Genomic DNA, 24919 nt, shown 5'->3' with positions numbered 1-24919 from the left:
GAGGGTGTGCCTAGCGGAGTTGAGGAGATCGCGTACGGCAGAAGCCGTGCGGCGCGCGGCCCGCCTTGCGACGCGGGCGAGTTGGCGGAGGCGGGGGCTTGGTGCGCGCGCCGGGGGCGAGGGTGTGGTGCGGCCCCGGTGCGCGGGCCGCTTGGTCGGATCGCGGGTGTGTGGCGGCTCCGGGCGCGGCAGCGACTTGGCAGGACCACAGGTGTGGTGCGGCCACGAGGGGCAGGCGACTTGGCCGGACTACGGGTGTGGTGTGGGGCTACGCCGGGGGGAGCAATTCGGCCGGACCCCGGGTGCGGTGGAACCCCGGGCGCCGGGGAAGGTGGCGGGGCCGCGGTGGTGCGGCTCGGGGCCGCGGGCGACTGGGCGGGGCCACGGGCGTGATGCGCCACCGGGCCCGGGGCCGACCCGGCACCCGGCAGGAGCGGCCGATGGGTTGCGGGGGCCGCCTGGGGTGGCCGGTCCCGTCTACGAGGGGGCGCCCCGAGGTGCCAACTCCTCCGCACCGCCGCCTGGACGGCGTAGGAGGCCGGCCCCGGCCCCGGGGGGGGGGGACGTACTCGCCCGCGCGGCGGCACGCCATGCGGGCGATCCCCGCCCGGGAGGGGGCCACGCAACGATCCTCACCCCGTCGGGCCGACGCCGCGCAGGGCGGTCGCAGGGCGGTCACCGGACCGACGCCAACCCCCGCGCGGTCACGGCAGCACGAACCAGTCCATGCCGAACGCCGCGGCCAGGCCCAGCACGAGGAGCCAGGACCCGAGGCGGGTGCGCCCGTTGCGGCTCAACTCGATGACCACGCCGCACAGGATGAGGGCGATCCCGTACACACCGACGACGAGCACGGAGGACCGGGTGGCCAGGCGCACGACGAGGATCACCCCCATCGCCGCCATGAGCACACCCGCGGCGACCATGCGTACCAGGCGTGCCTGCCGAGGCGCCATCCCACCGCGAGCGGTGTCCTCGCCGTCAAGGGAGTGGAGGTCGGGGGTTTCTTGAACTGCCCTGGCCGGGTTGGGAGTTGATGGCCCTGCCGGTTGCGGCGGGCTCGGGACCTCGGCGGAGGCAGCGGCCCTCGGGGCCTCCATGGCATCGGCGGTGCTTCGCGGTTCAGTGGCGCTCTGATGTTCGGCGGGCTCAGCGGAGCCGGGTGTCTTCGCGCGCTCAGCCGTGCGGCGGGCCTCGTCCACGTCACCCCGTTCCGCGGGCCCGCCGGCGCCCCCCGGCTTCTCCGCCCCCTCCGCGCCACCTCGCCCCGCGGCCTCGGCAACATCACCCCGCCCCGCGGCCTCGGCAACGCCTCCCGGGTTCGCGGCCCCGCCGGCGCCACCCGACTCGGCGACCCCCTCAACATCACCCCGTTGCACGGCCTCGGCAACGTCACCCCGCCTCGCAGCCTCGCCCGCGCCACCCGGCATCGCCGCCTCCATAGCGCCACCCCGCCCCGCCGCCCCGGCAGCGTCACCGACCCCCGGCGCCTCCCCCCGCGGCGTCGCGGTCGGATCCTGGGGCGGGTTCGCGGGCTCCGTCGGCGAAGGCCCCTTCGGGGTGGGCCCGTTCGGTATCGCCGGGGCCTTCGCCGGGGACGCCGCCGGCATCCGCGGGGCCGTGTCCGCCACTTGTTCCTGATCCGAGGTGCTCATGAGGCCGGATCGTAATCGCTCTCCCCCGGCCGCGTTCCACCCCGCCGCCGACAGCGACGCGTCCCTCACACGACCCCCTCGTCCCGGGCGCGCGAGCAGGGCCGGTGCGCGGGGGACGCGCCGCCCGCGCCGGGCACGAACGTCGTGGTCCGCGTCTCCTCGACGGCCGCACCCTGCCACCCTTTCCAGAGGGCCCGGTCACCCGGCGCCGAACCCTCAAGTCCCCTGGTGATCAAGGAAAGACAATCACCGATTCGGGTGACCGCACCCCCAGGGGTGGATCGAACGCAAGATCACGACGCTCCGGCCCACCAACGCGGCCCCGCGAAGCCGCCTGGAACGTTTGAGCGAGGATTCGCCCGCCCCTCACCGTTACGCATGACCCGCCCCGCGAGTTTTCCGAGCACCTGTCCGTACTGATGCCATCGGAGGAGCCCTCGTGCGAACCCAGCCCAACATCGTCGGCGTACATCTCGTGTTCGAGCATCTTGGACGGGTGCTCCTCCAACGGCGCGCCCCGGACGCCGCGTTCGCGCCCGCCACCTGGCACGTCCCGGCCGGGCATCTGGAGGCCGAGTCGGCCACCGCGTGCGCCGTCCGGGAGTCGCGCGAGGAACTCGGCGTGACCATCGAGCCCCAGGACCTCCGGCTCGTCCATGTGCTCCACCACCGCGGTGCCGCCGCCGGCACCCCCCGCATGCAGCTGTTCTTCCACGTCCTGGCCTACCGCGGAACCCCCAGGATCTGCGAGCCCGACCGGCACACCGCCCTGGAATGGCACCCCTACGCGGCGCTGCCCACGCCGCTCGTCGACTACACCGCCGTCGCCCTGACGGCCATCGCCGCGAACCGCCCCTTCGCCGCCATGGGGTGGGGCGCATGAGTGCGGCAAGCCCGGCACGCGCCATGGCCGGTTCGGCGGCGGCGGCCTTCATCCGGCGCGACGACGGCCGCGTCCTGCTCGTCCACCACGCCGGCACCCGGCGCTGGGTCATGCCCGGAGGCAAGGCCGACGACGGACCGTACGGCGGCGAGACGCCACGCGCGTGCTGCGAGCGCGAGGGCCGCGAGGAGACCGGCGTACGGGTCGCCGCGGGGCGGCTCCTGGTGGTGCAGTGGCTGGCCGCCGGCCGGCACGGCGCCTACGCGTACAACCCCTGCCCCTGCCACCTGTTCGTCTTTGCCGCCACCATCGCCTCCGACGACCACCTCAACATCCGTACGCCACAAGGCGAGTTGCTCGGATGGGACTGGTGGGACCCGGCCGAGGCCCCCGGCGCGATGGACGCGGCCAACGGCCGCCTGCTGCGCGCGGCGATCCGCGCCGCGGCGGGACACGAGCCCGCGCCCGCGTACCTGGAAGAGCTGCCCGCCGCCCGTGCCGCCGCCGGGGGTGTCCGCCGGTGAAGCTCACCCGGAAGCAGCGGAAGGCGGCCCGGCCGACGCCCGCCACGCCCACGTCCGCCTCCGAGGAAGCCCTGTTCGGCGGCTCGCTCCGCTACGACATCGGCTGGAACAAGCACGACGACGCGTTCCTCGAACTGAACCTGCGGGCCATGCTGTCGCGCCTGCCCCGGCTGATCGCCCTCACCGTGAAGCTGGCGTGGCAGGCCGACCGCCAGGCGCTGCGCCTGGTCACCGGCGCGGAGATCGGCCGGGGCATCTGCCAGGCCGTCGGCCTGATCGCCGTCAACCAGGCCCTGTCGCACCTCCTCGCCGGCGGCACCACCGCCCAGCGGCTCGCCGCGGCGAGCGGGGCGATCGTCATGTCCGCGGCCACGGCGGGCGTCGGCGCGGTGCTGCACGCGCTGTCGACCGCGGGGACGGGACGCCTGGAGCCGAAGGTCGAGCGGGTGGCGACCGAGCAGTACCTCACGCACACCGCCGCCGTGGAGCTGGCGGCCATCGAGGACGACGACTTCCACCGGCTCCTCGACAGCGCGTCCTACGGCGCCGGATCCGCACGGCGCCTGGTCAAGTTCGTACAGAACATCGTCAGCGGCCTGCTGTCGCTCGTCGCCGCGGCGGGGGTGCTCGCGGTCCTGCATCCGCTGCTGATCGTGCTGCTGATCGCGATGACCGTGCCGAGTTCCTGGGCGGCCCTGACGGTGGCGCGCCGCCGCTACGCCTCGTTCCAGATCTGGGTGCAGCATGCGCGGGCCGGTCAGCTGATCAGCCGTCTGCTGATGTCGACGGAGGCCGCCGCCGAGATCCGGGTGCATGACGTGGGGCCGTTTCTGCTGCACCACTTCCGGCAGATGTCGATGGCCCAGGAGGCCGAGCAGCGCAGGCTCGCCGGCCTCGCCGCGCGCACCGGTCTGGTCGCGGCGGGCTGGACGGGGCTGGCCACGGCGGCCGCGTACGCCACTCTGGGCGGGCTGTTGTGGAGCGGGGCGATGGCGCTGTCCGTCGGCGGCACCGCGATCCTCGCGATCCGCGCCGGGTCGGCCAGCCTGTCCAACCTCGTCCTGCAGATCAACTACTGCCACGAGGAGTCCCTGTTCGTGGCCGACCTCCACGAGCTGTGCGCGGAGGCGGCCGTCCGTGCGATCCCCATCGGCGGGCAGGCGCTTCCCCTGCAGCCGCGGGAGATCCGGTTCGAGAAGGTGGTGTTCACCTATCCGGGCAAGGAGTCCGACTCACCGAAGGAGGCCAAGCGGGCACTCGACGGCGTCGACCTCACCATCCCCACCGGCAAGATCGTCGCCCTGTGCGGCGAGAACGGTTCCGGCAAATCCACCCTCGTGAAGCTGCTCGCCGGGCTCTACCAGCCGGACGAGGGCCGCGTCCTGTGGGACGACGTCGACACCCGCACCGCCGACCGGCAGGAGCTGGTCTCGCGCATCGCGATGGTCGGCCAGGACTTCTACCGCTGGCCGTTCACCGCCGAGGTGAACGTCTGCATCGGGCGCAGCGACATCCCGCCGAGCACCGCACGGCGTGACCGCGCCGCCCACTACGCCGGGGCGGAGAACCTCGTGGCCGAGCTGCCCAACGGGTGGAACACGCTGCTCGCCCGCGGCTACAAGGACGGCCACAATCCGTCCGGCGGCGAATGGCAACGGCTCGGCATCGGCCGTGCCCACTACCGGGGCGGGGAGATCCTCATCGTGGACGAGCCGACGTCCGCCCTGGACGCCAAGGCCGAGCAGAAGCTCTTCGACCGGTTCCGCAGCCTCGCCGACGACGGGCAGACGGTCATCCTGATCACGCACCGGCTCGGCTCCGTCCGCACCGCCGACCTCATTCACGTACTCGACCGGGGCCGGGTCGTGGAGAGCGGCACCTTCACCGAGCTGCTGTCCGACGAGGCGCCGGGGGTGTTCCGGAGCCTGTACGAGCTTCAGGCCGCGCAGTACCGGCCGACCGGGACGGCGGGGCTGCCGCGCCAGGCCACCGGCTCCGCGTCGACGGAAGGGGCGAGCCCGGCGTGACCCGGAGCGGCGGCGCCGCAGGCCGCTCCGGGGTCCGGCACGGACCCCGGCCGGTCAGGCGGCGCCGCCGTTGGCAAAGAGGACCTGGCCGTTGACCCAGCGGCCACCGGGGCCGGCGAGGAACGCCACGGCGCCCGCGATGTCCTCGGGTGTGCCGAGCCGGTCGAGCGGCGAGAGCCCGGCGATCCGCTCGATCAGCCCGGGGCTCTTGCCGTCCAGGAAGAGCGGCGTGGCGGTCGGCCCGGGTGCCACGGCGTTGACGGTGATGTCCCGGCCGCGCAGTTCGCGGGCGAGGATCAGGGTCATCGCCTCGACCGCGCCCTTGGTGGCCGCATAGGCGGCGTACGTGGGCTGCTGGAGCCGGGTGACGGAGGTGGAGAAGTTCACGAGCGCGCCGCCGGGGCGCAGCCGGCGGGCCGCGAGCTGGGACACGAGGAACGTGCCGCGCACATTGACCCGGTGCATCCGGTCGAACGCGTCGAGGTCCATGTCGGCGAGCGGGGCCAGCAGCATGATCCCGGCGGTGTTCACCACCACGTCGACGCCGCCGAAGCGCTCCTCGGCGGCGTCGAACAGGGCGGTCATCGCCGACTCGTCGGCCACGTCTCCGGAGAGGGCCACGGCCGCCCCGCCCTCCTTCCGGATCGACGCGACGACCTCCTCCGCGCGCTCGGCCCGGCCGGAATAGTGCACGACCACGGCCATGCCGTCGGCGGCCAGCGCGTGCGCGACCGCGCCGCCGATCCCGCCGGAGCCCCCGATCACGAGCGCCACGCGGCTGGTGGAGTGCTGGGCGGTGGTCATGGTGACCTCCCTCATCGTTTTGTGGACGATGAGTACATTAGCAAGAAGTGGACGAGTAGTCCATATACATATGGCTCGACCGTCCATATGATGGCGGTCGGCGTCCGTGGGTGCCGGGTGCGGCGCGCCGCACGCCCAGCGAGATCGCCGAGCCCGGCGAGGAGGAGACCCGGTGGAGCGGACGGACGACGACAGGGAGCCCGGGGCGCTCAAGCCCGGCCGGGGCCGGCGCCGCGCGGAGGACGTCCGCCGGGCCACGCTCGACACGGCGGCCGAGCTGCTGCTCGCCGAGGGGGTCCACGCGCTGACCTTCTCCAAGGTCGCGACGCGGGCCGGGGTCAGCAAGATGACCCTCTACAAGTGGTGGCCCTCCCCCGGCGCCCTCGCCTTCGACGCCTACTTCGACACCTTCAAGGAGACCCTCGCGTTTCCCGACACGGGTGACGTCCGGCGCGACCTGACCACGCAACTGCACAGCTTCGTCGAGCTGTTGAACCGCAACGGCCCGGTCATCGCCGGGATCATCGGGGCCGCCCAGGGCGACCCCGACCTGGCCGAGGCGCTCTCCACGCACTACGTCACCCAGCGCCGGGAGCTCGCCGTCGAGCGGCTGACACGCGCACGGCAGGCGGGTCAGATCCGCGAGGGCGTCGACCTGGAGACGATCGTCGACCAGCTGTGGGGCGCCGCGTACCACCGGCTGCTCATGCCGGCCCAGCCACTGACCACGGAGTTCGCCGACCGGCTGATCGCCAACCTCTTCCTGGGGCTGGCCCCGGCCGCTCCCGACTCGACCCCATCGGGGCGGAGTTAGGCCCCCGGGCCGTCCGGTCAGGGCAGGAGCTCGACGTACCCGTCGGTCCCGTGCACGCGGATCCGCCGGCCGTCCCGGATCAGCCGGGTGGCCCCGGCCACGCCGACGACGGCCGGGAGTCCGTACTCCCGGGCGATCACCGCGCCGTGCGTCATCACACCGCCGACCTCCGTCACCAGGCCCGCGATCCCGACGAACAGCGGTGACCAGCTGGGGTCGGTGAACGTGGTGACCAGGATGTCGCCCGCTTCGAGGTCGGCGTCCGCCATGTCGAGGACGACGCGGGCCCGCCCCTCGATCGTGCCGGTGGAGACCGGGATGCCGAGGAGGGCACCGGCCGGGGCGTCGTCACGCCGGTACGCCCCGTCGAGGGCCTCGCCCTCCGAGGTGAGCACCCGGGGCGGCGTCAACGCCTCGTACGACCGGAACGCGTCCTTGCGCTCCTCGATCAGCGCGCGGTCCGCCCGGTTCGAGCGCGCGACGGCGTCGAGTTCCCCGAGGGTGAGGTAGTAGATGTCCTCCCGCTCGGCCAGCACACCGTCCCGCACGAGCCGCCCGGCCTCCCTCAGGAGCGCCTGCTTGTAGACGAAGTACCGGCTGATGATGGCGTACTTGGGGTATTCGCGGTAACCGACGAAGGTCCTGACCCGGTCGATCATCCGCTTGGTCTCGTCGGCCTTCGCGTCCCCGTCCGGCAGGGCCCGCAGGCGCGCCAGCACGTCCTGTTCCTTCTGCCACGCCCTCTGCCGGCCCTCCTCGAAGCGGCGCCCGGCCGCGCCCGCCTCGAACATCCTGATGTTGTCCAGGATGACGGGTACGAGGGCGGCGGGGCGCTCGCTCCAGCGCGGCCTCGTGATGTCGATCTCGCCGACGCAGCGCATCCCGTACCGGTCGAGGTAGGCCACGATCGCGTCGCGCGTCTCGATGCCGCCCGGGAGCTTCGCCAGCCCGTCCAGGAAGCCGTCGTCCTCGACACCTCGCAGGAACGCGACGACCTCGGGGTGCGGACGGACCACGTCGGCGACGTCGAGCAGCGCGAGGCCCATCTCGGAGGTGATGTTGTCGGGGGCGGACAGCGTGAGGGTGTCGGCCGCGTTCTTCTCGCCCAGCCACTCCTCCAGGTTGTCGTTGAGCCACCAGGTGGCCTCCATCCCCGCCATGATCACCTGCATGCTCAGCGGGTCGCTCAGGACCCGCTTGTGCTCCGCGAAGGCCTCGGTCAGGAAGTCGAACAGCGCCGGTCCCGTCTTCGTCCGGATGTCGTCGCGCAGGGTGGCGAGGAACGCCTCGCTGCGTCCGATCAGCTCGGTGACGACGGCCGGGTCGGTCTCGATCGGGGCAGCGGGTCCGGTGGCGGGCGTCCCTCCGCGGGACGGACGCCCGGCTGCCGGGCCGCCCGGGTCCGCGTCCGGGCGGGACCGGACGAATCCGTCACGCGCCAGGACGGTCTCCAGCGCGTCCCTGGTCAGCGGATCGCCCCTGCCGACGAGGTCCAGGAGCGCGGCGCGGCTCGCGGGCGACGCCAGGCGCGGCGTGGCGTCGACGAACAGCCGGCCGCCCGCCTCGCACATCGTCGCCATGGCCGTCGCCTTCCACACCGAAAGCCCCAGCGGCCGCATGGCGTCGGTCATCATCTGCTGATGGCCGACGGAGAGGTAGACGTGGTTCTCCCCGTCACCGCTCTCAGGGACCGGGAACAGTGTGGTGACGGGCCGGCTCTGCACGATGTGGAACCCGTCGTCGACCAGGCACCACTCGATGTCCTGCGGGCGCCCGAAGTGCGCCTCGATCCGCCGTCCGAGCCGTACGAGCCGCAGAGCCTGCGCGTCCGTCAGGGCCGGCTCCTCCTGCCGCCCGGCGTCGACGGCCACCTCGCGCGTGCCGCCGGCCGGCAGGGCCTCGACGGCCCTCTGCTTGGCGGCGAGGGACCGGGAGACGACGGCGTCGTCCCGGATCTTGAAGACGTCGGGGTTCACCAGGCCGGAGACGAGCGCCTCGCCGAGGCCGAAGCCGGCGTCCACGGTGGCGACCTCGCGGTTGCCGGTGACGGGGTCGGCGGTGAACAGGACGCCCGACGCCTGCGGGAGGACCATGCGCTGCACGACCACGGCCATGTGCACCGCGCGGTGGTCGATGCCGTTGCGCCGGCGGTAGATCACGGCCCGGTCGGTGAAGAGCGAGGCCCAGCACCGGCCGATGTGCTCCAGGACCGCGCCCGGCCCCACCACGTTGAGGTAGGTGTCCTGCTGACCGGCGAAGGAGGCGGTCGGCAGATCCTCCGCCGTGGCGCTCGACCGGACGGCGTAGGCGGCCCGCTCACCGTGCCGGGCGAGCGCACGGGTGATCTCCGCCGCGATGTCGTCCGGAACGGCGATCCCTTCCACGGTCCTGCGGAGCTCCGCGCCGAGCGCGCCGAGCGCCTCGCGGTCGTCCGGGTCCACGTCCGACAGCCGGCCGAGCAGGGCCTCGACCGACGGTGTGCCCGCCACGACCCGGCGGAAGGCGTCCGTGGTCACACAGAAGCCGGCCGGCACGTCGACGCCGTCGATCCGCGACAGCTCGCCCAGGTGCGCGCCCTTGCCGCCGACGACGGCGGCCTGTGTCGCGTCCGTCTGCTGAAGATCCAGCACGTACTGCGCAGTCAAAGCGATACCTCCGAGGGGCGCCGTGCCCCGTTGTGGTTCTGTCCGGCCGGGCCGGGTGATCCGACTGATTCGACGTGACCGCACCATCGGTCCCCCGACAGTGACACGCACCTGCCACGTCCGCGTTCGCGCAGGTGGTGGCGGTAGGCCGACGATTGTGCGACGCCACCGGGGCCTTGTGGCAAGCCCCCCTGTGCGCTATACGTTGAGAGAGGCAGGGAGAGACATCTCCCTGCCTTTGTCGTGCGGCCATCCGACAGCCGCCGCCCGCGACCGCACGCCGCCCGTCGGCCCACCTCCCCGCACGCCCATCGACAGATGACGCAAAACCGCCTCCGACCTTTCATACATCTGTACGACGTGGGAGCGGAGAGGTTCTGCGAGAGTGCCGTTCGCGACAAGGAGCCGTGCCGATGGGGGAGTTGAGCGGCCCGGCGGCGCCGTTCGGTCCGCGCCGAGCCCCGCCCGGTCCGCGCCGACGACCGGGCTTCGAGATCTTTTCCGAACGGTCGCGCCCACCGGATCCGGCGAGGTGCCGGCCGCTGACGGTCGACGGGAACTTGAGTGACGCATTCGCTTCAGGAGGCTGCTGTGACGGACGAGACAGACGAGAACAAGACCCGGAAGAACGGCCTGTACGGGGGCGTGAGCACGGAGCTCACCGAGAACATGAAGGAAGGCTGGGCCGACACCGAGCGCCGCCACCTGGAGCCCATCGAGCAGGCCGCGCACACCGCCCGTCGCCGGACGGCGCTGTCCGCCCTGTTCCCCGGCGAGCTGCTCGTGATCCCGGCCGGCAACCCCAAGGTCCGCTCCAACGACACGAACTACCCGTTCCGCCCCTCGTCGGAGTACGTGTATCTGACGGGTGATCAGTCACAGGGCGCCGTCCTCGTCCTCGAACCCCGGGCCGCCGGGGGGCACCGGGCCGTCGCCCATCTCCTCCCCCGCTCCGACCGCGAGTCCGGCGAGTTCTGGCTCGACTACCACGGAGAACTCTGGGACGGCCGCCGCAACAGCCTCACCGAGAACGAGCAGCTCCTCGGCCTGCCCTGCCGCGACGTCCGCACGCTCACCGAGCGGCTCGCCGAGGCCCGCGGACCGATCCGGCTGCTGCGCGGGTACGACGCCGGGACCGACGCCGCCCTCGCCGACAAGGTGACCGCCGAGCGGGACATCGAGTTCCGCGCCGCCCTGGCCGAACTGCGCCTGATCAAGGACGAGTTCGAGATCGCCGACCTGCGCCACGCCTGCCGGGCCACGGCCCGCGGCTTCGAGGACGTCGTGGGGATCCTCGGCACGGACACGCCGACCCTGGAGCGGGCCATCGAGGGCACGTTCTGGATGCGCGCGCGGATCGAGGGCAACGACGTGGGCTACGCGTCGGTCTGTGCGGCCGGCCCGCACGCCACGACGCTGCACTGGGTCCGCAACGACGGTGCGACCCGCCCCGGCGACCTGCTGCTGCTCGACGCCGGCGTCGAGAGCCGCAACCTCTACACCGCCGACGTCACCCGCACCCTGCCCGTCGACGGCCGCTTCACCCCGGTGCAGCGACGGGTGTACGACGCGGTGTACGCGGCGCAGTCGGCCGGCATCGCCGCCGTCAAGCCGGGCGCCAAGTACCGGGACTTCCACCACGCCGCCCAGCGCGTGCTCACCGAACACCTCGCCTCCTGGGGCCTGTTCGGCGGCCGGTCGGTCGACGAGGCGTACGAGCTCGGGCTCTTCCGGCGCTGGACCCTGGCCGGCACCGGCCACATGATCGGCCTCGACGTCCACGACTGCGCCAAGGCCCGCACCGAGCTGTACGTGGAGGGCACCCTGGAGGCGGGCATGGTGCTCACCGTCGAACCGGGCCTGTACTTCCAGTCGGACGACCTGACCGTGCCCGAGGAGTTCCGCGGCATCGGCGTCCGCATCGAGGACGACATCCTGGTCACCGAGGACGGCAACGAGAACCTCTCCGCGGACCTCCCGCGCTCCGCCGACGACGTGGAGGCATGGATGGCGCGGCTGCGGGGCTGAGCACGCCCGCCGCGGTCCGGCCCCGTCGACGGGTCGGCGCCGGGCCGCGGCCGGACCTGTCGCGTTCTCTGCCGAGAACGGACCACCACACGAGGGGACGTGAGCGATGGAACAGCGGGACGGTACGCGCGGATTGCGCAGCCACGATCATCAGGTGCCGGACGCGGTGGCGGAGGTCTTCCGGCACGGATGGGCCGAGAGCGCCCTGCCGTCGCGGCCCCTGCCGGGGGCGGCCTGGGCGGCGAAGCGGCGCGCCGCGCTCTCCGAGCGGTTCCCCGGCGAGCGGATCGTCATTCCGTCGGGCGGCATCAAGACCCGCAGCAACGACTTCGACTACGCGTTCCGGCCGCACTCCGCGTACATCCACCTCACCGCCGAGCAGGGTACGTCCGCGGTGCCGGACAGTGTGCTGGTCTTCGAGCCCACCGGACACGGCCACGAGGTCACCCTCTTCACCCGGCCTCGGTCGGCGCGCGACGCCGGTCCGCGCGGCGCGGAGCTGTACAGCGACCGACGGCACGGAGAGTTCTGGGTCGGCCGGCGCCGTACGCTCACCGAGACCGCGGGCGCCCTCGGCATCGAGGCGGTCTCCCGCGACCGCCTGGAGCAGGCGCTCGGCTCCGATGTGCCGACGCGGGCCGTGCGGGGCGAGGACCCGGTGGTCGACGCCCTGGTGGCGCCGTCCGCGCGCGCCGACTCCGAACTGCTCGCCTTCCTGTCGGAGTCACGGCTCGTCAAGGACGAGTGGGAGATCGAGCAGCTGCGCGCGGCCGTGGGACACACGGTGGCCGGCTTCCACGACGTGGCCGCCGAGCTGCCGTACGCCACGCGGGTCGCCCGGGGCGAGCGCTGGGTCGAGGGAACCTTCAACCGCCGCGCCCGGATGGAGGGTTACGGCCTGGGGTTCGAGACGATCGCGGCTGCCGGCGCGCACGCGTGCGTCCTGCACTGGATGCACAACGACGGTCCGGTGCGCGAGGGCGAGCTGCTGCTCCTCGACGCGGGCGTCGAGGCCGACTCGTTCTACACCGGCGACGTCACCCGGACCCTGCCCGTCGGCGGGCGCTTCACCGACGTCCAACGCCGCGTGTACGACCTGGTGTTCGCCGCGCAGTCGGCGGGCATCGCCGCGCTGCGGCCCGGCGCGCCGTACGGCGCGTTCCACGACGCGGCGACGCGGGTCATCACGGAAGGGCTGGACGCCTGGGGGCTGCGGCCGGGCGGCGACAAGGTCGCGCACGAACCCGCCCTGTACCGCAGGTACACCGTCTGCGGCACGGGGCACATGCTCGGCCTCGACTGCCACGACTGCGCCGCGGCCCGCAGCGAGACGTACGCCCGGGGCGTGCTCCAGGAGGGCCATGTGCTCACCGTCGAGCCCGGACTGTACTTCCAGGCCGACGACTTGACGATCCCTCAGGAACTGCGGGGGATCGGCGTGCGCATCGAGGACGACTTCCTCATCACGTCCGACGGCGCCGCACGCCTGTCGGCGGGCCTGCCGCGCGGCGCCGACGAGATCGAGGCCTGGATGGGCGCGTTGCGGTGAGAGCGCACCCCGCCCCCTGGTCGAGCAGGTCCGCGGACAGCTGCGGAAGGCCGGCGCGGTGGCGGCACGGTCCTGTCCTGCCTCCAGGCCCGGGGGCGGGGAGCGGCTGCTGCTGACCGCGGACGACGCGGACCGGTGGGGCGGGACGGCCTCGGCGTGCGCGCCGGCGGCCGGGCTACAGACGGCGCCAGCGCGCGGAGGCGAAGGAGAAGACCCCGAAGAGGATCAGGCCGAGGGCGACGGCGAGCAGCAGCCAGGGGCCCATCGGGGTGTCGGCGAGGCTGCGCAGGGTCGCGTCCATGCCCTTGGCCTGGTTGGGATCGAACCGTACGGCGGCCACCAGGACGAAGATCCCGGCCGCGGCGAACACGATGCCGCGCGCCACTCCGCCGCCCACTCCGAGAGCGGTGACCGCCATCTTCGTACGGGAACTCATCGTGGCGGTGTTCAGCTGGCGCAGGAAGCGCCGCATGGCGGCCCGCACGGCGAGGGTGAGGCCGACGCCGATCAGGACGCAGCCGGCCGCGCCGACCAGGAACCGGCCGAAGGAGAGCTTGAGGGCGGTCGCCGTCCAGTCCCGGGACTTCGCGTTGCCGTCGGAGCCGCCGCTGTCGCCGGTCGCGAAGGTGGCGGTGCCCCAGCAGACCGTGGCGTAGAACACGGCCCGGCCGCCGTCCATGACGCGCGAGCCGACCTTGCGGTGCGGCCCCCTGCTCAGCACGGCCCTCGCGCCCCGCCACAGCGCCATGCAGCCGAAGCCTACGACGAGCAGCCACAGCATGACCTTCCCGAAGGGCTGCGCCGCGACCTGGTCGAGGGCGCCCTGCCGGTCGGCCTGGCCGCCGCTGCCCAGAGCTATTCGGATGGCCAGCACACCGATGAGCACGTACACGACGCCGCGGGCGACGAACCCCGCGCGTCCGGCGGCGCTCAGCGTCTCCTTCTGCGCGTTGCGCCGGCTGAACCCGCGGCTCACGGACGCCAGCGCCCTGCTTCCCGCTCCTTGGTGACGTGCGTGGGACGAACTCACGATGCCCTCCTTCGGGGCCGAACGCGCCATGCGGGACGGCGGGTTGCCTGCCAAACGGTCAGCCGGTCGGACGACCACGACGGTCACGGAGCGCCGTACGCCGTGGGGGCGGCCGGTCCCGTGTGCACGTCGAGTGTGCCCCCGACCGCGGAGGTCAACCGGTCGGGCCGCCGGAAGCCCCGTGGGACGCGCCGCCCGCTCCCCCTTCGCCTGGTGCGGCCCCGCGCGGGGCCGCACCAGGCGAAGTCGTACTAGGAGAAGACGACGGAACGGAACTTGACGTCCGTGCCGCGCTGCTGGCTGGGCTGCAGGACGTAGTACGTGTCCCCGGCACAGTCGGCGTCGAGGAAGACCGTCGCGGTGGCGTTGGTGTGGTTCTTGGGCGCCTGTGCGGGGGCGGCGCCAGTGGTCCCGGGCAGATCGAGGCACTGCCCGCTCTCCGGGTCGTGAATGCCGCCCGGGGCGCCCGCCTGGGTCGTGTAGAGAAGTTCGCCGTGCGCCGCCGCCTGGGCGGAGCTCGGCAGGGCGAGGGCCAGCATGAACGCGCCGGCGGCAGCGCCGGGGGTGTGGTGAAGACGCATGGGGACTCCTTGGCACAGAGATGTGCCCGCAGGGGACAATTCCGCCCAAGCCTCCCCACCCTCCCCGCTCCCGCCGGCGGCCACCACCCGGGTTCCCCGAAGGGAGCAGTGAAGAATCGCTCCTGCATGCGCCATGCGGGTTCGGCGGGGGCCCTCGGCCCGTGACTCCCGCGCCGGCCCGGCTCACGGAGGCCGAAAACGATCAAGGGCCGGTGTCGGATTTCTCCGATACCGGCCCTGATCTGCGACTCTTTCGAGTCGGGACGACAGGATTTGAACCTGCGACCCCTTGACCCCCAGTCAAGTGCGCTACCAAGCTGCGCCACGTCCCGATGCCCGTCTGACCTGGGGTTTCCCCCGGCCGTTCGTGCAGGGAAACAATACCGCACTTGACGGGGTGGTCACGAACCCCTTTGTCTCAGCCCGCCGGGGCCTCCCGCTGGCCCCGCTCGAAGTACGCCGCGAGCTCCGGGTCGAGGCCGGGGATCCGGCGGGGGGCGCTGCCGGTGCGCAGGGAGGCCGTGGCCTCGTAGCCTGCCGCCACCGCCATCCGGGCCGCGACGGGCGAGGTGTCGGTGACGCCGCCGTCGCGCGCGAAGCGCAGGAACTCGTCCATGATCAGCGGGTCCGCCCCGGCGTGCCCCTCGTCGTCCTCCTCCCCCGGTATCGCGTACGTCTCGTCGGGCTCGGCCCGGTATCCGGAGCGCCGGGCGTTCCAGACCTTCACCTCGCCGCCCGGACCGTCCCCGAAGTTCTCCAGTCGGCCGGCGTCACCGATGACCGTGTAGTTGCGCCAGTAGTCGGGGGTGAAGTGGCACTGCTGATAGGAGGCGAGCACACCGTTGTCCAGTCGCATATGGAGCAGCGACACATCCTCGATGTCGATCACCGGGTTGAGCGCGCGCTGGGTGTGCGGAGGCCAGTGGCCGTCCTTCGTGTACCAGTCCTCGGCCTTCGGCTCGCCCGGGGCGCGGCGGTGCGGGTTGTCGCCGTACACCATCAGATCGCCCATGGCCTGGACCTCGCGCACATAGCCGCCGGACAGCCAGTGCACCACGTCGATGTCGTGCGCCGCCTTCTGGAGCAGGAGGCCGGTGGTGTACTGGCGCTCGGCGTGCCAGTCCTTGAAGTACCAGTCGCCTCCGTACCCCACGAAGTGCCGCACCCAGACCGTCTTGACCGTGCCGACGGCGCCGCGGCGGACGAGGTCGCGCATGATCCGTACGACGGGCATGTGCCGCATGTTGTGGCCCACGTAGAGCCGGGTGCCGGTGGAGCGTGCCGTGCGCAGGATCTCGTCGCAGCGCTCGACCGTGATGTCGAGGGGCTTCTCGACGAAGACCGGCTTTCCCGCGCGCAGGGCGGCGCAGGCGAGGTCGGCGTGGGTGTGGTCGGGGGTGAGGACGAGCAGGGCGTCGATGTCGGGGGCGTCGATCACCTCGCGGTGGCCGGCGGTGGTCCGCGCGCCGGGGAACGCGGTGACGGCCGCGTCGCGCGCCCGGGGGTCGGGGTCGGCCACGGCCGCGACGACGGAACCGTGCCCCGGGCGGTGCGCGGTGCGCGCGATGCTGCCGCGCAAGCCGTATCCGATGACACCGATACGGAGGTCGTTCATGTCAACTTCCTTGTCTTCGGGCTGTGTTGCGGCAGGGACCGCTGGTGCGTCGAGGCGGTCGGAACGGGCCGCCCGATGGCCGGATCGCTCACCATTTCCGCACACACCGGCGACCGCTCCGGCCGCTGCGCAGGCGAGGTCCGCCCGGTCGGCCGCTCTCGCACCCTCGCGGCGTCTGTCCTGATACGGGCGTTCACCGGCCGGGGTTCGCCGCCGCCGAGCGGCCCCCACCAGGGAGGCGTCCGATTCCGCATCGCGCACTCCGTCGCGCGCTCCCTGCCACCCTCGTGCTCCCTTCGCGCCGGTGCTCACCCCGATGCGCCCTCCCCGGCCGCAGGCGAAAGAACACGGCAAGGGTCCCACAGCCCGTCCCGGGCGGCGCCGATTCCCCTTAGGGACGGAGGGAGCCGCAGTTCACAGCCGTGGGACCGCACCGGCGCGCGGGGCCCGTGCCGGCCCGTCGCCACGCCGCGCCACCCCTCGCGCCCCGGTCGCACGCCCGCTGTGCCTCCCCCGGACCGCCCCGCCCCCGGCCCTGCTCGCTGTGAAGATCACCAGGTCAGCGGGGCCGGACGGGCAGCCGGACCGCCCCGGCGACCAGGTGCACGGGGCACCGGCGTTCGGTTGGCCACCCCGGCCGGGCGCCCCGCTCCGCCACCCCCCGCCACCCCCGCGGCGCGGCGACGGCGGATGAGCCCGTCGCGCGGGGCCCCGCCGTTCACCCACACGCGTGAAGGAGAGTCCGCTTTCGGCACGCTCGAAGCTGAATCGGTTCTGCAGTTGTCCCCAGATGTCACGACCGTGCCCATTCGATTCCGCTTCCTGTCCCTCAGTGCCACATGCCCACGAAACCTTTGCCGTGGGCATGTGGCAGAAACTTGTGTGAAGGGGATGCAATCGACTGGGACCGGGCGGGGCCGAGTCGCACACAACGCATCGTCTTTACAACGCCAACTCGCTTGGATCTGGCCAAGGTTGACGATGAATGAGTAGGAACCGACAGTGATCCACCACAGTAAGGAGGCCGGCCCCTTCGGGACGGGACCACTGCCGATGCACCACCTGCCGGGGCCACCCCCGCGGCAGGCGATTCGCGGAGGAGGGCTCGCGGATGTACGGATACTTCACCAGCCGGCTGCACCAGCAACTCAGGGAAGATGTCAGGCACTTCGCGGAACGCGAGGTACGGCCGCGGATAGCCGAGATGGAGTCGGCCCGCACCGTTCAGCACGAGCTGTCCCGGCTCATCGCACGCCAGGGATGGATAGGGGCGACGGTGAGCCCCGCGTACGGCGGCATGGGGGTCGGGCACCTCGGCAAGACCATCATCATCGAGGAGCTGTCACGGGTCAGCGGCGCGATGGGCGCCATGGTGCAGGCCTCGCAGCTCGGCGTCGCCAAGATCCTCCACTTCGGCAGTGAGGAACAGCGCACGCGGTGGCTGCCGGCCGTCGCGGCGGGAGCGTGCCTGCCGACGATCGCGGTCACCGAACCCGAGTCGGGCGGCCATGTGCTGGGCATGGCCGCGAGCGCGGTGCGGGACGGTGACGACTACGTCCTCAATGGCCGGAAGATATATGTGGGCAACAGCCATGTGGGCGATCTCCATGGGGTGATCCTGCGCACCGCGCCGGGCTCCAAGGGGCTCTCGGCCTTCCTGGTCGAAGCCGACCGGCCCGGCTTCTCCCTGGGCGAGCACCGCGAGTCGATGGGGCTGCACGGGTTCAGTTTCGGTGAGGTCCGCTTCGACAACTGCCGGGTTCCGGCGTCCCATCGGCTGGGCGAGGAGGGCGACGGGCTCGCCGTCGCGTACTCCTCCAGCGTGCTGTACGGACGGGCCAACCTCACCGCCGTATCGCTCGGCATCCACCAGGCGATCCTGGAGGAGACCACGAAGTTCTGCCGTGAACGCGTCCGCTACGGCAAGCCGCTGCACGAACTGCCCAACATCAAAATCAAGTTGGGGCAGTTGCAGTCCCGGGTGATGACGGCTCGGCTGCTCGCCTATCACGCGGTCGAACTGCTCGACCAGGGGCTGCCCTGCGACGCGGAGCTGATGAACGCCAAGGTCGTCAACGTGGAGTCGGCCCTGGACTCGGCGCGCAACGCCATGGAGATCCACGCGGCGGCCGGGCTCTTCACCGACCGGCCCATCGAGCGGTATCTGCGCGACGCCCACCACATCTTCGCCCCGGCCGGCACGTCGGACATCCAGCTGCTGAGACTGGCCGAGGTGGCGCTCGGCACGGCGAAGGGCCAGTGGTCGCAGAAGCTCTCCGACGTGGTGCGCACGGAGGAGCTGGCCACGGTCCACTGACCGCCGGTGTCCCGCGAGGACGGCTCAGATGCGGCCGTCCTCGCGCCGGTGGATCTGCTCGATCAGCTCGGCCGCCATCGACTTGATCGTCTCCAGGCCGGCCCTGCCCCACGGCCGGGGTTCGGTGTCGACCACGCAGATGGTGCCGAGGGCGATGCCCGTACGGTCGATGAGCGGCGCCCCGAGATAGGAGCGGATCCCGATCTCGTCCACCACCGGGTTGCCCGCGAACCTGGGGTAGTCGCACACGTCCTCCAGGACCAGGGCCTTGCGCCGCACCACGACGTGGGGGCAGTACCCGTGGTCGCGCGCCATGATCCGGCTGACGCCGCCCGTCCCGGCCACCGCGGCGCCCAGGTCCGCGCCCGTGTGGGCGCCGTTCGGGGTGTGCAGGCCGGCGAAGAACTGCTGGTTCTCATCGATGAAGTTGACCATCGAGAAGGGGGCGCCGGTCACCTCGGCGAGCTTGCTCGCGAACGCGTCGAAGGCGGGGTCGGGCAGTCGCCCCATGCCCAGCTGCCGCAGCCGCTGCACACGGACCGGCGCCTCCCGGTCGACGGGGGTGAGCAGGAGGTGTCCGGTCGGGTCGTACGTCATAGTCAGGCTCCATGGCTGGTGGCTGCCGGGACGGTGGCGAGCAGATGCTGGACCAGGGTGACCAGCGTCCGGACGCCGGAGCTGCCGATGCGGGCGTCGCACAGCACGACGGGGACCTCCGGCTTGAGGTCTATGGCGGCCCGCACCTCCTCCGGGTCGTAGCGGTACGAACCGTCGAACTCGTTGACCGCGACGAGGAATTGGATGCCCCGCCGCTCGAAGAAGTCGACGGCGGCGAAGCATGCGTCGAGTCTGCGGGTGTCGGCGAGGATCACCGCGCCGAGGGCGCCCTCGGACAGCTCGTCCCACATGAACCAGAAGCGCTCCTGTCCGGGCGTGCCGAAGAGGTAGAGCACATGGCGGTCGTCGAGGGTGATGCGGCCGAAGTCCATGGCGACCGTGGTGGTGGTCTTGGACTCGACCCCTTCGAGGCTGTCGTGCGCCACGCTGACCGTGGTGAGGAGCTCTTCCGTGGAGAGCGGTTCGATCTCGCTGACCGCTCCGACGAAGGTCGTCTTGCCGACCCCGAACCCGCCCGCGACGAGAATCTTCAGCGCAGTCGGGAAGAGGTCCACGGCCTCCTGGGCGGGGCGGGTGTCACAGCCGTCGTCGTAGGCCATCGAGCACTGCCTCCAGCAGAGATCGGTCGGTGGGCGTATGGGTGGAGCGGGGTGCCCGTGCGGTCACCGCCCCGCAGTCCACCAGATCGGACAGGAGCACTTTGGTGACGACGGCCGGCAGCCGCAGATGGGCCGAGATCTCCGCCACCGACGTGGGGCCCTTGCACAGGCCGAGCGCCTGCGAATGCTCGGGGCCCAGATGGGTCTGGGGAAGCGCGCCGGTGGCCATGACCTGGGAGAGCAGATCGAGCGTCGCGGTGGGCCTGGTGCGGCCGTTGCTCACCGTGTAGGGGCGGATCAGGCGGCCGGCCGCGTCGTCGAGCCACGGCCCGTCCTGGGGGGAGCCCACGGTCAGCCCCTCGGACCGCTCGGTGTTCCGGCGGTCTGCCGGGCCGGCGTCACCAGGTAGGGCCGTACGCTCTTGACCAGCATCGCCATCTCGTAGCCGAGGACCGCCGCGTCCGTCTCCCGGCCGGCGAGCACGGCGAGACAGGTGCCCGAGCCGGCCGTGGAGACGAACAGGAGGGTGGAGTCGAGCTCCACCACCACCTGCCTGACCTCGCCCCCGTCGCCGAAGCGCGCCCCCGCGCTGCGGCCGAGCGAGTAGAGGCCCGAGGCGAGGGCCGCCATGTGGTCGGCGCTGTCGGGGTCCAGGCCGTGAACGGATTTCACCAGACCGTCGCAGGAGAGCAGAACCGCATTGCGGGTGTAGGGAACCCGCTGGACCAGTCCGCTCAGCAGCCAGTCGAGGTCCGAGACGTGTCCGGTCGGCGCATCGCTCGCCATGGTGCATCTACTCCTTGGAGTGTTCGGCGTCCGTTTCCGACGGGAACGCCGTGGGTGACTGGTGGGTCGGGTGTGCGGGGTGGCTCTGCTGCGCCTCGGCGAGCCCGATGCCCCGCTGGAAGGCGGCCATCAACCCCGGGTCGTGCAGGGTGTGTTCGTCGTTCCGGCGCGGCGCGGGGGCGTCCCGCAGCTGCGGTACGAGGTGTTCCTGGCTGCGCCGCTTGGGCAGATCGGGGCGGCCCATGGTGCCGCGGACGGCGCCGTTCTGGGATCTGGGCGCGACGATCAGCCGGGGCTCGGGGCTCTCGGCTGCCGTGCCGTGGTAGACCCCGGGTGACGCGGACGCCGGGTTGGGCCGCTCCTCGTGCGCGCCGCGCACCGGCAGCGGTCCGCTTCCGCGCCCGGCTGTGGTGGGCTCGGAGAGCGGCTGCCGGGGCGGGGGCAGCAGGTCGGCGGAGGGCGCCTGGTGCACGGGCTCCGGGTGCATGGGCTCCGGGCGTACGGGCTCCAGGTGTACGGGTTCGGGGCGGGCGGGGGCCGGCTCGGGCAGCGGCGCCGGAAGGGCGCTCGGCAGGGGTCCGGCCGGCTCGGCGAGGCGGGCCGCCGGGTCGGGGGCCGGCGGGGGCGTGAGGCCGTGCCCGGTGTCCGCCCGCTCCGTGCGCACCTCCCGCTCCGCTGCCCGCCCCTGTTCCTGCGGCCGGCCCTGCTGGTCCCCGTCGCCGGGCTCGTCGCCCAACAGCTCCTGCGGCAGCACCAGTACGGCCTGCACTCCGCCGTAGATGTTGGTCCCGAGCCGGACCGCGATGCCGTGCCTGCGGGCGAGGGCGGAGACCACGAACAGGCCGATGCGGCCGTCCTGGAGCAGATGGGCCACATTGACCTGGTCGGGGTCGCAGAGCAGCGCGTTCATCTTGTTCTGCTCGGTGACGGGCATGCCGAGGCCGCGGTCCTCCACCTCCACCGCGAGGCCCGCCGTCACGAACTGCGCGCGGAGCAGGACCTGGGTGTGCGGTGCGGAGAACACCGTGGCGTTCTCGACGAGTTCGGCGAGCAGGTGGATCACGTCGGCCACGGCGTGGCCGCGCAGCGTCCCGTCGATCGGCGGGACCAGCTTGACCCGCGGGTACTGCTCGACCTCGGCGATCGAGGAGCGCAGCACCTCGGTCATGGTGACTGGGTGGGACCACTGGCGCCGGGAGATGGCGCCGCCGAGTACGGCGAGGTTCTCGGCGTGCCGGCGGATGCGCGTGGCCAGGTGGTCGACGTGGAAGAGCCCCTTGAGCAGTTCGGGGTCCTCGACCTCGTTCTCCAGCTCGTCCAGGAGCTGGATCTCGCGGTGCACGAGGGACTGAAGACGGCGGGCGAGGTTGACGAAGACCTCGACCTTCTGTTCGTTGCCGACGCTGCTGGAGAGCTGGGACGCCTGCACCACGGCGACCACGGCCGCGTCGTGGGAGCGGGTCAGCTCGTGGGCGAGCAGCTCGAACTCGTCCGCGCCGGGGGGCAGTTGGGCCGGTGCGGAGCGCGTGGGCGGGCCTTCACCGCGGCGCAGCGCCTCGACCACCGTACGGAGGTCGGCGGCCGACCTCGCACTGCCGCGGCGCAGCCCGTTGGCGCGGCCGAGCACGCTCTTGGCCGCCCGGTCGGCGCTGATGCCGCCCGCGACCAGCGCGGCGAGCGCCAGTACGGCCAGGCCCGCGAGCAGCGCCCAGAGCCCCATCGAGGGGTGCCTGCCGGTGGAGTGCAGGGTGAAGGCGACGGCGGCCGCGCCGCAGAGCACCGCGACGGTGGCGGGCAGCACGGCGGCGCGCAGTAGATGGGGTCGTATGCGGGGTTCGGGCGAGGTGTGCGGGCCGGGGGCGCGTGGTGCGCGGCGCGCCGGGTCGTGGCGGCCGGCGTCGACGTGGGCCTGCTGCGGCCGGGTGGTGCTCCGGCCGTGCCGTCCGCCCTCGCGGCGGTCCGGCCGCGCTGCGGGTGCGCGGAGATGAGACATCGGCGTCCTCGGTGCGTGGGGTCCCATGGATCACTCTGGCAGGCCCAACTCGGCTGATGTAAGGCCCATTTTGATCGTCGACCACTCACCGTAGTCGTCCGCACATCGCCCTCGGTGCGCTGTTGCCAAAGTTCCCCGGCCGGGGTCCCACTCTGGTATGACACGTCGCACGACAGATCGATAACCTGCGGGAACGTGTCCCGCCCTGCGCGGAACGCCTCCCGCCGGTTCCGTCACCGCCGCCCCGCAGGTGCGACGCCCGGGAGCCGGAACGGGCGGGGGCCGGAGCATCCCGCCCGCCCCGGCCCCCGCCCCGCTCCCGGCCCGCCCGCTGCCGTGCCGCTCCTCAGCCGCCCGAGCCCGGCAGCGTCGTCGTGGTGAGGGTGCCGGCCGGGACTCCCGACAGCGCGCCTTCGATGGAGTCGCGCCACACGGGGCCCGCGAGGGTGCCGCCGAAGGCCTGGCCGACGGTGGTGCCGCCGATGCTCTGGCCGTCGAGGTCGTGCGGGCTCTTCGTGTCGCTGACGACGGCCGCTCCGGACAGTTCGGGGGTGTACCCGGCGAACCAGACCTGCTTGCTGTCGTCGGTGGTGCCGGTCTTGCCCGCGCTGTCGCGGTCGGTGAGTCCGGCGGGCTTGCCGGTGCCGTCCTGCACCACGCCCAGGAGCATGGTCGTCACGGTGTCGGCGGTCTGTGGCGACATCACCTGGTGGCAGTCGGCCTGCGGCACCGCGATGCTGCCGCCGTCGGGCTTGGTCACCGCGGTCACGGCGACCGGGGTGCAGTACGTGCCGTGGTTGGCGAACGTCGCGTACACGTTGGCCATCTCCAGCGGCGTCAGGTCGTTGCTGCCGAGCGTCAGCGAGGGGACCACCTGGAGCTTGGTGCCGCCCGCCTGGGCCTTGAGGCCGAGCGAGTTGGCCATCTTCGCCACGTCGCACAGTCCGGTGTCGGCCTCCAGTTCGGCGAAGTAGGTGTTGACCGACTGGGCCATGGCGTCCGGCATCGCGAAGGGGCCGACGAGCGAGTGGCTGTCGTTGTGGACCTCGCCGTTCTCCGGGTAGGTGTTGCCGGCGCAGTCGGACATCGCGGGCCAGGGCATGGAGTACGGGGCGGGGTACTGCTGGGTCGGGCTCGTGCCCTTCTCCAGGGCCGCGGCCGCCACGATCGGCTTGAACGTGGAGCCGGTCGGGAAGCCCAGGCCGCCGCCCATGCTGGTGCCGACGTTGAGGTTGATCTCCGTCTGGTGCGGGCCGAGGCCGTAGTCCCTGCTCTGCCCCATCGCGACGATCTTGCCGCTGCCCGGCTGCACGAGGCTCATCACCGCGGCCGCGTCGTCGGTGGTGTACGCGTGCGACGTGACCGAGTCCTGGAGGGCCTTCTGCGCCTTGGGCGAGAGCGTCGTGTGGATCTGCAGTCCGCCCCTGCTCCACAGCGCCCGCCGTTCGGTGGCCGTCCTGCCGAACGCCGGGTCGGCGAGGACCGTGCGGTGTACGTAGTCGCAGAAGAAGCCCTCGCCCTGGTGGGCGGTGATGCAGCCCTGCCGCGGCGCGCTGATGTGCAGCTTGACGGGCGTGCCGATCGCCTGCTGGGCCTGGGCCGCGGTGATCGACCCGTACTCGGCCATCTTGTTCAGGACGGTGTCACGGCGCTGCTTGGCGAGGGACGCGTTGGTCACCGGGTCGTACATCGACGGCGACTGCACGAGCCCGGCCAGCAAGGCAGCCTGAGGGAGCGTCAGATCCTTGGCGTGCACGCTGAAGTAGCGCTGCGACGCCGCCTCGATCCCGTACGCCTGCTCCCCGAAGAACGTGATGTTGAGGTAGTTGGTGAGGATCTGGTCCTTGGGCAGGGTCTGTTCGAGCTCGATCGCGTACCGCAGTTCCTGGATCTTGCGGCCGATGGTCTGGCGCTGGGCTTCGAGGACCGCCTTCTGGTCACTGCCCGCCTGCTCGACGAAGACGTTCTTGACGTACTGCTGGGTGAGGGTGGAGGCGCCCTGGGCGACGCTTCCGCTGGCGGCGTTCTTGTTCAGCGCGCGCAGCACGCCCTGGAGGTCGACGGCGCCGTGCTGGTAGAACCGGTTGTCCTCGATGTCGACCAGCGCCTTGCGCATCACCGGTGCGATCCGGTCGCCGGGTATGACGGTGCGGTCGCGGTCGTAGACCGTGGCTATGAGCCCGCCGTCGGCGTCGTAGATCTTGGACGCCTGGGAGAGCGGCGGTGTCTTGAACTCGTCGGGCAGGCTGTTGAAGCTCTCCGCCGCTGACTTGGCGCCCACCCCCAGCGCGCCCGCCACCGGCAGCGCGATGCCGGCGGCCATGGCGCCCGCCAGGACGCTCACGCCGAGGAAGCGAAGGGTGCGGACGACGGGGGATCCGGGAGACGAGGATCCGGTGGCCGATGATCCGGCCGGGCGGGAGCGCGTGAAGGGCATACAGCGAAAGATAC

Annotated in this window: 19 protein-coding genes and 1 tRNA gene; 7 read left to right on the top strand and 13 right to left on the bottom strand. The window is 72.4% G+C overall.

Features of this window, described 5'->3' with window-relative positions; genetic code table 11:
- Nucleotides 1-704 precede the first annotated feature (704 nt).
- The gene (locus tag OOJ98_RS34855; protein WP_323177937.1) at nt 705-956 is read right to left on the bottom strand and encodes a hypothetical protein; all 252 of its coding nucleotides are present in this window, start codon (nt 954-956) and stop codon (nt 705-707) included.
- A gap of 1138 nt (nt 957-2094) precedes the next feature.
- Here OOJ98_RS34855 and OOJ98_RS26365 point away from each other — a divergent pair.
- The 3 genes from OOJ98_RS26365 (at nt 2095) to OOJ98_RS26355 (ending at nt 5089) form a co-directional block, all read left to right on the top strand.
- Complete coding sequence (locus tag OOJ98_RS26365) at nt 2095-2538, top strand: NUDIX domain-containing protein (protein ID WP_267057517.1); 444 nt, start codon at nt 2095-2097, stop codon at nt 2536-2538.
- Entirely contained in the window at nt 2535-3062 is a 528-nt protein-coding gene (locus OOJ98_RS26360; RefSeq protein WP_267057516.1) for an NUDIX domain-containing protein, read from the top strand. Before OOJ98_RS26365 ends, OOJ98_RS26360 begins: the two co-directional genes overlap by 4 nt.
- A gap of 149 nt (nt 3063-3211) precedes the next feature.
- Nucleotides 3212-5089, top strand: a complete 1878-nt coding sequence (locus tag OOJ98_RS26355) for an ABC transporter ATP-binding protein (RefSeq protein WP_267058252.1) — start codon at nt 3212-3214, stop codon at nt 5087-5089.
- A 54-nt stretch (nt 5090-5143) separates the two neighbouring features.
- On the opposite strand, the gene OOJ98_RS26350 is transcribed toward OOJ98_RS26355, so the two are convergent.
- Nucleotides 5144-5893, bottom strand: a complete 750-nt coding sequence (locus OOJ98_RS26350) for an SDR family oxidoreductase (RefSeq protein WP_267057515.1) — start codon at nt 5891-5893, stop codon at nt 5144-5146.
- A 172-nt stretch (nt 5894-6065) separates the two neighbouring features.
- Between OOJ98_RS26350 and OOJ98_RS26345 the strand changes: the two genes are divergently transcribed.
- Entirely contained in the window at nt 6066-6707 is a 642-nt protein-coding gene (locus OOJ98_RS26345) for a TetR/AcrR family transcriptional regulator (RefSeq protein ID WP_267057514.1), read from the top strand.
- Nucleotides 6708-6724: 17 nt separating this feature from the next.
- On the opposite strand, the gene rph is transcribed toward OOJ98_RS26345, so the two are convergent.
- Nucleotides 6725-9352 carry a rifamycin-inactivating phosphotransferase gene (rph, locus tag OOJ98_RS26340; protein WP_267057513.1) on the bottom strand — a complete coding sequence of 876 codons (2628 nt, stop codon included), beginning with the start codon at nt 9350-9352 and terminating at the stop codon, nt 6725-6727.
- A 591-nt stretch (nt 9353-9943) separates the two neighbouring features.
- Between rph and OOJ98_RS26335 the strand changes: the two genes are divergently transcribed.
- Nucleotides 9944-11380 carry an aminopeptidase P family protein gene (locus OOJ98_RS26335; RefSeq protein ID WP_267057512.1) on the top strand — a complete coding sequence of 479 codons (1437 nt, stop codon included), beginning with the start codon at nt 9944-9946 and terminating at the stop codon, nt 11378-11380.
- A gap of 106 nt (nt 11381-11486) precedes the next feature.
- On the top strand, nt 11487-12929 hold the full coding sequence (locus OOJ98_RS26330; protein ID WP_267057511.1) for an aminopeptidase P family protein: 1443 nt from the start codon (nt 11487-11489) through the stop codon (nt 12927-12929).
- Nucleotides 12930-13104: 175 nt separating this feature from the next.
- Here OOJ98_RS26330 and OOJ98_RS26325 read toward each other — a convergent pair whose 3' ends face one another.
- The 4 genes from OOJ98_RS26325 to OOJ98_RS26310 form a co-directional block, all read right to left on the bottom strand.
- On the bottom strand, nt 13105-13959 hold the full coding sequence (locus OOJ98_RS26325) for a DUF1206 domain-containing protein (RefSeq protein ID WP_267057510.1): 855 nt from the start codon (nt 13957-13959) through the stop codon (nt 13105-13107).
- 251 nt (nt 13960-14210) lie between these two features.
- Nucleotides 14211-14540 carry a hypothetical protein gene (locus OOJ98_RS26320; RefSeq protein ID WP_267057509.1) on the bottom strand — a complete coding sequence of 110 codons (330 nt, stop codon included), beginning with the start codon at nt 14538-14540 and terminating at the stop codon, nt 14211-14213.
- A 258-nt stretch (nt 14541-14798) separates the two neighbouring features.
- Nucleotides 14799-14872 (bottom strand) — tRNA-Pro (locus tag OOJ98_RS26315).
- 86 nt (nt 14873-14958) lie between these two features.
- Nucleotides 14959-16155, bottom strand: coding sequence for a Gfo/Idh/MocA family protein (locus tag OOJ98_RS26310; protein ID WP_267057508.1), 1197 nt, complete (start codon nt 16153-16155; stop codon nt 14959-14961).
- Nucleotides 16156-17266: 1111 nt separating this feature from the next.
- Here OOJ98_RS26310 and OOJ98_RS26305 point away from each other — a divergent pair.
- Nucleotides 17267-18472 carry an acyl-CoA dehydrogenase family protein gene (locus OOJ98_RS26305; RefSeq protein WP_267057507.1) on the top strand — a complete coding sequence of 402 codons (1206 nt, stop codon included), beginning with the start codon at nt 17267-17269 and terminating at the stop codon, nt 18470-18472.
- A gap of 24 nt (nt 18473-18496) precedes the next feature.
- Here the strand turns inward: OOJ98_RS26305 and OOJ98_RS26300 are convergent, their stop codons facing one another.
- The 6 genes from OOJ98_RS26300 to OOJ98_RS26275 all read right to left on the bottom strand — a co-directional run bounded on the left by OOJ98_RS26300 (nt 18497) and on the right by OOJ98_RS26275 (nt 24905).
- A complete protein-coding gene (locus OOJ98_RS26300) occupies nt 18497-19069 on the bottom strand; it encodes a GAF domain-containing protein (protein WP_267057506.1) in 573 nt (190 codons plus the stop codon).
- Nucleotides 19070-19071: 2 nt separating this feature from the next.
- A complete protein-coding gene (locus OOJ98_RS26295) occupies nt 19072-19689 on the bottom strand; it encodes an ATP/GTP-binding protein (RefSeq protein ID WP_267057505.1) in 618 nt (205 codons plus the stop codon).
- A complete protein-coding gene (locus tag OOJ98_RS26290; protein WP_267057504.1) occupies nt 19667-20038 on the bottom strand; it encodes a DUF742 domain-containing protein in 372 nt (123 codons plus the stop codon). Before OOJ98_RS26290 ends, OOJ98_RS26295 begins: the two co-directional genes overlap by 23 nt.
- 2 nt (nt 20039-20040) lie before the next feature.
- Nucleotides 20041-20475 (bottom strand): roadblock/LC7 domain-containing protein, encoded by a 435-nt coding sequence (locus tag OOJ98_RS26285; RefSeq protein WP_267057503.1) that lies wholly within the window; start codon nt 20473-20475, stop codon nt 20041-20043.
- A gap of 7 nt (nt 20476-20482) precedes the next feature.
- On the bottom strand, nt 20483-22468 hold the full coding sequence (locus OOJ98_RS26280; RefSeq protein ID WP_267057502.1) for an ATP-binding protein: 1986 nt from the start codon (nt 22466-22468) through the stop codon (nt 20483-20485).
- Nucleotides 22469-22814: 346 nt separating this feature from the next.
- Nucleotides 22815-24905, bottom strand: coding sequence for a transglycosylase domain-containing protein (locus OOJ98_RS26275; RefSeq protein WP_267057501.1), 2091 nt, complete (start codon nt 24903-24905; stop codon nt 22815-22817).
- Nucleotides 24906-24919 lie beyond the last annotated feature (14 nt).

The organism is Streptomyces sp. NBC_00083 (assembly GCF_026343295.1).
Taxonomy (GTDB): Bacteria; Actinomycetota; Actinomycetes; order Streptomycetales; family Streptomycetaceae; genus Streptomyces.
The sequence above is the reverse complement of the archived record's forward strand: the minus strand, read 5'-3'. Positions and strand labels throughout refer to the sequence as shown.

Bases quoted from the DNA above. Each gene is read 5' to 3' on its own strand.
- OOJ98_RS34855 (WP_323177937.1), bottom strand. From the start codon at position 956: ATGGCGCCTCGGCAGGCACGCCTGGTACGCATGGTCGCCGCGGGTGTG.
- OOJ98_RS26360 (WP_267057516.1), top strand. From the start codon at position 2,535: ATGAGTGCGGCAAGCCCGGCACGCGCCATGGCCGGTTCGGCGGCGGCG.
- OOJ98_RS26355 (WP_267058252.1), top strand. From the start codon at position 3,212: ATGCTGTCGCGCCTGCCCCGGCTGATCGCCCTCACCGTGAAGCTGGCG.
- OOJ98_RS26350 (WP_267057515.1), bottom strand. From the start codon at position 5,893: ATGACCACCGCCCAGCACTCCACCAGCCGCGTGGCGCTCGTGATCGGG.
- OOJ98_RS26330 (WP_267057511.1), top strand. From the start codon at position 11,487: ATGGAACAGCGGGACGGTACGCGCGGATTGCGCAGCCACGATCATCAG.
- OOJ98_RS26320 (WP_267057509.1), bottom strand. From the start codon at position 14,540: ATGCGTCTTCACCACACCCCCGGCGCTGCCGCCGGCGCGTTCATGCTG.
- OOJ98_RS26310 (WP_267057508.1), bottom strand. From the start codon at position 16,155: ATGAACGACCTCCGTATCGGTGTCATCGGATACGGCTTGCGCGGCAGC.
- OOJ98_RS26305 (WP_267057507.1), top strand. From the start codon at position 17,267: ATGTACGGATACTTCACCAGCCGGCTGCACCAGCAACTCAGGGAAGAT.
- OOJ98_RS26300 (WP_267057506.1), bottom strand. From the start codon at position 19,069: ATGACGTACGACCCGACCGGACACCTCCTGCTCACCCCCGTCGACCGG.
- OOJ98_RS26295 (WP_267057505.1), bottom strand. From the start codon at position 19,689: ATGGCCTACGACGACGGCTGTGACACCCGCCCCGCCCAGGAGGCCGTG.
- OOJ98_RS26285 (WP_267057503.1), bottom strand. From the start codon at position 20,475: ATGGCGAGCGATGCGCCGACCGGACACGTCTCGGACCTCGACTGGCTG.
- OOJ98_RS26280 (WP_267057502.1), bottom strand. From the start codon at position 22,468: ATGTCTCATCTCCGCGCACCCGCAGCGCGGCCGGACCGCCGCGAGGGC.
- OOJ98_RS26275 (WP_267057501.1), bottom strand. From the start codon at position 24,905: ATGCCCTTCACGCGCTCCCGCCCGGCCGGATCATCGGCCACCGGATCC.